This window comes from Trinickia sp., assembly GCF_051954495.1.
Classification (GTDB): domain Bacteria; phylum Pseudomonadota; class Gammaproteobacteria; order Burkholderiales; family Burkholderiaceae; genus Trinickia.
On the sequence record NZ_JBQCHR010000031.1, the window covers coordinates 1 to 6582 of the forward strand.

The 6582-nt window shown below is 62.8% G+C and carries 8 protein-coding genes; 2 read left to right on the forward strand and 6 right to left on the reverse strand.

The features are described from left to right. From ACTHNR_RS04275 to ACTHNR_RS04285, 3 genes are all read right to left on the reverse strand, one after another. The coding region (locus ACTHNR_RS04275) for an NmrA family NAD(P)-binding protein (protein ID WP_440546262.1) at nucleotides 1-268 on the reverse strand (268 nt) is incomplete at its 3' end. An 80-nt stretch (nucleotides 269-348) separates the two neighbouring features. Continuing rightward, nucleotides 349-564, reverse strand: coding sequence for a hypothetical protein (locus ACTHNR_RS04280; RefSeq protein ID WP_440546264.1), 216 nt, complete (start codon nucleotides 562-564; stop codon nucleotides 349-351). A 35-nt stretch (nucleotides 565-599) separates the two neighbouring features. After that, nucleotides 600-779: a hypothetical protein gene (locus ACTHNR_RS04285; protein WP_440546266.1), complete on the reverse strand. Its 180-nt coding sequence runs from the start codon at nucleotides 777-779 to the stop codon at nucleotides 600-602. 217 nt (nucleotides 780-996) lie between these two features. Between ACTHNR_RS04285 and ACTHNR_RS04290 the strand changes: the two genes are divergently transcribed. Further along, nucleotides 997-1929, forward strand: coding sequence for a LysR family transcriptional regulator (locus ACTHNR_RS04290; RefSeq protein WP_440546268.1), 933 nt, complete (start codon nucleotides 997-999; stop codon nucleotides 1927-1929). A gap of 208 nt (nucleotides 1930-2137) precedes the next feature. Next, a complete protein-coding gene (locus ACTHNR_RS04295) occupies nucleotides 2138-3760 on the forward strand; it encodes an NAD(P)/FAD-dependent oxidoreductase (protein ID WP_440546270.1) in 1623 nt (540 codons plus the stop codon). A 54-nt stretch (nucleotides 3761-3814) separates the two neighbouring features. Here the strand turns inward: ACTHNR_RS04295 and ACTHNR_RS04300 are convergent, their stop codons facing one another. From ACTHNR_RS04300 to ACTHNR_RS04310, 3 genes are all read right to left on the reverse strand, one after another. Then, nucleotides 3815-5206, reverse strand: a complete 1392-nt coding sequence (locus tag ACTHNR_RS04300) for an MFS transporter (RefSeq protein WP_440546272.1) — start codon at nucleotides 5204-5206, stop codon at nucleotides 3815-3817. 62 nt (nucleotides 5207-5268) lie between these two features. After that, a complete protein-coding gene (locus tag ACTHNR_RS04305) occupies nucleotides 5269-6090 on the reverse strand; it encodes an enoyl-CoA hydratase-related protein (protein ID WP_440546274.1) in 822 nt (273 codons plus the stop codon). A 30-nt stretch (nucleotides 6091-6120) separates the two neighbouring features. After that, a partial coding sequence (locus ACTHNR_RS04310) for an enoyl-CoA hydratase-related protein (protein WP_440546275.1) occupies nucleotides 6121-6582 on the reverse strand: 462 nt, incomplete at its 5' end.

Below are 6582 nucleotides of genomic sequence, written 5' to 3' on the forward strand. Positions count from 1 at the left end.
CGTCGATCACCGCGCGCGCCTCGGGAAATCCAGGCTCGGGATCGAACTCGGAAGGAGGCAGCACGAAAACACCCTTTGCGCCTTCGAATGCAGCGGTGAGTGACGAGGCATCTTCCATGCGAGCCGTCGCAAGTTCGCAGCGGCGCTCTGCCCATGGGCGTGCTCGTGTGATGTCCCGCACCACGCCACGCACTGGCTGGCCTGCCGCCAGAAGTTGGCGGGCGACTGCGCCGCCGACCTTGCCCGTGATGCCCGTAATCGCAAACATTGTTCATTCTCCTTACATGGGTAAACGAAAGTGATGTCTCGCCGAAGCGGCGGCCGCCAGTCGATCAGGCGGCCAGGCGCTCAAGCGCGCTGCAAACCGTCGTAAAACGCCCGCTCGAACTGCCCGTAGAGATTCACCACACGGGCATCGTAGAAAGGCAGCATCTGTGTGAAAAGCGATCCGGCGACGCGCTTGGCGGGATCCACCCAGAAGTACGTGTTCAGCAGCCCGGCCCAGCTCGCGCTGCCCGCACTGCGTCCGTGTGGTCCCGGCTGCGTGTTGATGTCGAACGACAACCCCCACTCGGCAAGCTGGTCGAAGCGGTGACGGATCAGTCGCTGGAGGGTTGGTCGATCGACGTGTAGGCCGGGTGATGGATCATCACCGCGTCCCCTGTCGAACGGAGCGGGGCTGCCTGCGTATTACGGCTTGCGAACCCGCCAAGCGTCGCGACGGCCAGGAGGCTCGACGCCCCCTTCAGAAGCTGGCGCCGATTCAGTCGAGCAGTCATTTTGCGTTCCTCTCCGAATGAATGATGTTTCGGTGAGGCGCATTCTGCGGACATTCCGCTCGAAACCAAATGACATGGATTGCATTAGATAAGTGACATCGAGTTATCAATAAGGCATGCTTGAAACCTGGACGCGGCGCGGCCGTCCGGTGCGATGATGCCGTGCGGTCCTTAAACCGATCGGTTGCGATCCATCAGCCGGAGCACGCGCGAGACCATGAAATCCAGTAGCGAGAAGTTGTCCGGCGGCATTAGCGTGTTCGCTGCGGTAGTCGATGCGGGGACCTTCGCGGCCGCTTCGGAAGTCTTGGGAATGTCGCCGCCAGGCGTCAGCCGGGCGATTGCGAGGCTGGAGAAGAAATTGACGATCCGGCTTTTCAACCGAACCACACGCTCCGTCTCCCTGACGGAAGAAGGCCGCCGATTTTACGAGCAGGTCATGCCGCATCTCGCAGGGCTGGAGGAAGCAGCCGCTGCCGCGGCAGGCGGCGCGTCGGCTGTGCGCGGAAAGCTGAGAGTCAACCTGGATCCCGTCTTCTACCGGATCATTCTCGGGCAACCGCTCGATGCGTTCATGGACGCGCACCCCGAGCTCGAAATCGAATTCATTGCGCGAGATAGTCTGGGCGACCTCGTCATGGACGGCTTCGACCTCGCGTTACGATTCGGCGAGCCCAGAACATCCACCCTCATCGCGCGAAAGCTGCTCGATAGCCGCATTGTGACGGTCGCGGCGCCGTCGTATATCGCGCGTTGGGGACGCCCGGCCAAACCGGAAGACCTTGAAGGGAGGCGCCACAAATGTCTTGAGTTTCGTAATCCGGAGACGGGCAAGCCGTTCCCCTGGGAATTCCACCGCAAGCGAAAACGCATTTTGATCGACACGCGAGGCCGCCTCACGGTCAACGACCCCGGCGCGCTTCTCAACGCATGCCTCGCCGGCTCCGGGGTTGCCCAGATGCTGCTGCTTGGCGCCGAGCATCTGATTGGCGAGGGTCGATTGGTTAATCTATTTCCGGAATGGACCGACGAGCGGTATCCTTTTTACGCCTACTATCCGTCGCGGCATCACGTGCCAGCGAAGACGCGTGCTTTCCTCGACTTTGTTATCGAATTGACTCGCGATAACCGCCACGGCATCACGAGCTAGTGCTGCCGCCCACCGGACGCCGCAACGTTGGCCGCCGCCGGTACTCTCATTTCCGTCATCGACAGGCCGGTCGCCCGCAAAGGCCTGCTCGATGACTGCTGCCCAAAACACCCGCTGGCAGCGTTATCATATAGAGTTCGGCTTCGCCGCCTCTCCGCCTGTTTCAACGCCGCCACGCTTCCGTGGCGACGATCGCACCCCGATACACATGTTACGTCTAAGCGAAATCAAACTCCCTCTTGACCATCCCGAAAGCGATCTCGAAGCCGCGGTTCGCGCGCGCCTCGCGGATCTGGGCGTGGCGGCGGACGGGCTCCTCCGTTACACGGTGTTCCGCCGCGCGCACGACGCGCGCAAGCGCTCCGACATCAAGCTGACGTATATCGTCGACGTCGAAGTCAAGGACGAAGCGGCCGCGCGCAAACACCTCGCAGGCAACCCGCATTGCGGGTTGACGCCGGACATGACGTACCGCTTCGTCGCGAAGGCCGACGAGCACACGACCTCCCTGCGCCCGGTCGTCATCGGCATGGGGCCGTGCGGTCTGTTTGCTGGACTCATCCTCGCGCAGATGGGGTTCCGGCCCATCATCCTCGAACGCGGCAAAGCCGTACGCGAGCGCACCAAGGACACTTTTGGCCTGTGGCGCAAGGCCGTACTCAACCCTGAATCGAATGTGCAGTTCGGCGAAGGCGGAGCCGGAACGTTTTCCGACGGCAAGCTGTACAGCCAGATCAAGGATCCGCACCACTATGGCCGCAAGGTGCTGGACGAATTCGTCAAGGCGGGCGCACCGGAGGACATCCTCTATCTGAGCCGGCCGCACATCGGCACGTTCCGCCTCGTCAGCATGGTGGAAAAGATGCGCGCGACCATCGAGGCACTGGGGGGTGAAGTGCGCTTCGAAACCAGGGTCGACGACATCGAAATCGATCAGGGCAAGGTGCGCGCGCTCAAGCTCTCGAACGGCGAAACGCTGCGCTGCGACCACGTGGTGCTGGCCGTGGGCCACAGCGCGCGCGACACCTTCCAAATGCTGCACGATCGCGGTGTCTACATCGAAGCCAAGCCGTTTTCGCTCGGTTTTCGCATCGAACATCCGCAGGGGCTGATCGATCGCAGCCGCTTCGGCAAGTTTGCGGGCCACAAGCAACTCGGCGCGGCCGACTACAAGGTGGTCCATCACTGCAGCAATGGACGAGCTGTCTACAGTTTTTGCATGTGCCCTGGCGGCACGGTGGTGGCGGCGACCTCCGAGCCGGGACGCGTGGTCACCAATGGCATGAGCCAGTATTCCCGCGCCGAGCGCAACGCGAATGCGGGCATCGTCGTCGGGATCACGCCCGAAGACTATCCGGGCGGTCCGCTGGCGGGTATCGCGTTCCAGCGCAAATGGGAAGAGCGCGCCTTCGAACTCGGCGGCGGCGATTACCATGCACCAGGGCAACTGGTCGGCGATTTCATCGCCGGCCGGCCGTCGACGTCGCTTGGCTCCGTGGTGCCGTCGTACAAGCCGGGCGTGCGCCCGACCGATCTCAGCACCGCGCTCCCAGACTACGTAATCGAAGCAATCCGTGAAGCGTTACCCCAGATCGATAAAAAGATCGCCGGCTTCGCGATGCACGATGCCGTGCTCACCGGCGTGGAAACGCGCACTTCGTCGCCGATCCGGATTCGACGCGGGGACAATTACCAAAGCATGAACGTCGAAGGACTGTATCCGGCCGGCGAAGGCGCGGGTTATGCGGGGGGTATCTATTCCGCGGCAATCGACGGCATCGAAGTCGCGCAAGCGCTGGCACTCGATCTGACGTCGGTGCACGCGTCCTGATGGGCAGGGCCGGATCGGCGGCTTCGTGGGATCGGTCGAAGTCCTGCCCCTTCGTCATCTTGGACAACTCGCGGCATCACCTTCCGGCAAAGACGAGGGCCTTTCTTGAACATGTCGGACTTCGTGACCGCGACGCCGGATCAGCTCGTCCTGCCGCAGTCCCCAGAAGTACGTGACCGCGAGGCAGGGCAACAGCGACACGATCGAATACCCGACACCCGCAAGCGGGTTGCCTGTCAGGTTGACGAGCGAAAGACTGATCAATGGAAGAAAGCCGCCGAACAGCACGTTGCCTAGCTGTTGCGACAAGCCGAAGCCCGTGGTCCTGCTTTGCGGCGGAAAGCATTCAGCGATAAACGCCGGCAGCGGCGCCATGATCATCGCGGTCAGCACGGCCAGCAGCGCGACGAGCAGCGTCACCCCCACCCAGCCGCCTGCGAGCGCATTCGTCCTGATGCCCGCGAAAGCCGGATAAGCGGCAAGTATCCAGAGCACGATCCCGATCAACATGACGCGTGAGCGGCCGATCGCATCGGACAGGCGGCCGAACGCGGGATAAAGCGGCGCGGCCACGACGATAGCGACACCGAGGCACAGATTCGCGCGCGAAGGTTCGACCTTCAACACGTTCTGCAGGAAGTACAGCATGTAGACGATCGACGTGTAGAGCGATACCGATGTCCCGCCCTGCGCGCCGAACATCGCGACGAGAATCGCCTTCCACGACGTCGCGCTCGACAACGTGTCCTGCAGCGGCGATTTCGACAGACGGCCGGCTTCCTTCATCTCCGCGAAGACGGGCGTTTCAGTCATACCGAGGCGGACCCATGTCGCCACCGCGACGATCGGGGCGGAGATCAGGAACGGCACGCGCCAGCCCCAGGAACTAAACGCCGATGCGTCGAGCGTGAATTTCAGCGCCGACACGATAGCGAGCGCCAGCAACAAACCAAGGCTCGCGGTGCTTTGCAGCACGCTTGTCGCCATCCCTTTGCGGCCTGCGGGCGCATGCTCCATCACATAGACGACCGCCGAGCCGTACTCGCCGCCGAGCGCGATGCCCTGCACCACACGCAGCGTGATCAGTCCGATCGGCGCGAGCAAGCCCGCCATCGCGTAAGTCGGAAGACAGCCGATCCCCACCGTCGCGATGCCCATGATCGCAAGCGTGACGACGAACGTCTTCTTGCGCCCGATACGGTCCGACATGGGGCTGAAGATGATCGTGCCCAGCGGCCGTGCGACATACGCGATGCCGAACGTAGCGACGCCCGCCATGGCGGCGACGGTCTGATCCGTCGATGGAAGAAACAAGTGCGTCAACGTCGATGTCAGCGCGACATAGACGAAGAAATCGTAGTACTCGAGCATTGTGCCGAGGCTCGATGTGGCGATGATACGGAGCATGCCGGGCTTAGCTTGGCGGACGCCGGAAGTCGTGGTCACGTTTGTCTCCTGTGGTTCGTAATGTAATGCCAGCCGCGATCGGGCTTGGCCGTATCGGCGCATCACGTCTGCGTGCGCTTTTTCGTTGCCTGCTGGTCCAGAAACCGGCCGACAGCCTCCTTGTGCTCTCGACCGCAAAGCAGAATCGCCTGCATGCTTGCGGCCATTTCGAGCGTCGTCGCAAGCGACGCATCAGCCGCTTCACGGACGAGCCGCTTCGACATGCGCAGCGCAATCGGCGGATTTTTCGCAATGCGCTTCGCAAGCGACAGCGCCTCGGAGTCGAGCGAATCCTGCGGCACGACCTTCGACACGATGCCCAGGACGAGCGCCGCTTCGGCATCGATGAACTCGCTGGTCAGCGTCAACTCGAGCGCCTTCGCATAGCCGACGATGCGCGCGAGAAACCACGATCCACCGATGCCCGACACCACTCCGAGCCGCAAGAAACTCTCTGCGAACACGGCCTTCGTACTCGCCACGCGGATATCGCACATCAACGCGAGATCGCAACCCGCCCCGATTGCGGCGCCGTTCACCGCGCACACCGACGGCACGTCCAGACCGCTCAGCGCGCGTGTAATCCTGTGCAGGCTGCGAAGCAGGCGGTCGCGTACCGCTTCGACGCCGCCGCTCATGAGATCGCTGCCGCTTTGCATGTCCTTCACATTGCCGCCCGTGCAGAAATGCCGCGACGACGAACGCAGCAGCAGGCAGTGCACATCGCGCCGGCCGTCGATCTGCTCGAGCGCGTCCGATAACGCCTCCGTCATCGCGACGTTCAATGCGTTGCCCTCGCTCGGGCTGTTGAGCGTAAGCGTGAGTACGCCGTCATCGACGAACGATTCCACCAGCGAACCGGCATCGATTGGATGAATTGACACGAAAGAATCTCCTGACTGTCTTACCGGCAACTACCGGTTCTGGAATGCGGCCTGGCGCCGCTCGAGAAACGCGGCCATGCCTTCCTTTTGATCGTCGAGCGAAAAGCCCGCGTGGAATAGCCGCCGCTCGAACAGCAGCCCTTCCGACAGCGACGACTCGAAGGCGCGATTGACGGCTTCCTTGATCGCGATGACCACCGGCAGAGAATGACGCGCGATCTGCTCGCCTACGCGCACCGCTTCGTCGACCAACTGTGCTCGGGGAACCACCTTCGACACGAGCCCGTAAGCCAACGCCTCGCGTGCGTTGAAGGACTCGCCCGTCAGACACGCGAGCATCGCGGTGGATTTGCCTACCGCGCGCGGCAGACGCTGCGTGCCGCCCGCACCCGGCACGATGCCGAGCTTGACCTCCGGCTGGCCGAACACAGCGTCGTCCGCGGCGATGACGATGTCGCACATCATCGCCAGCTCGCAGCCGCCGCCGAGCGC

Coding starts and splice junctions, on each gene's coding strand:
- ACTHNR_RS04290 (WP_440546268.1), top strand. CDS start 997: ATGAAATCCAGTAGCGAGAAGTTGTCCGGCGGCATTAGCGTGTTCGCT.
- ACTHNR_RS04285 (WP_440546266.1), bottom strand. CDS start 779: ATGACTGCTCGACTGAATCGGCGCCAGCTTCTGAAGGGGGCGTCGAGC.
- ACTHNR_RS04295 (WP_440546270.1), top strand. CDS start 2,138: ATGTTACGTCTAAGCGAAATCAAACTCCCTCTTGACCATCCCGAAAGC.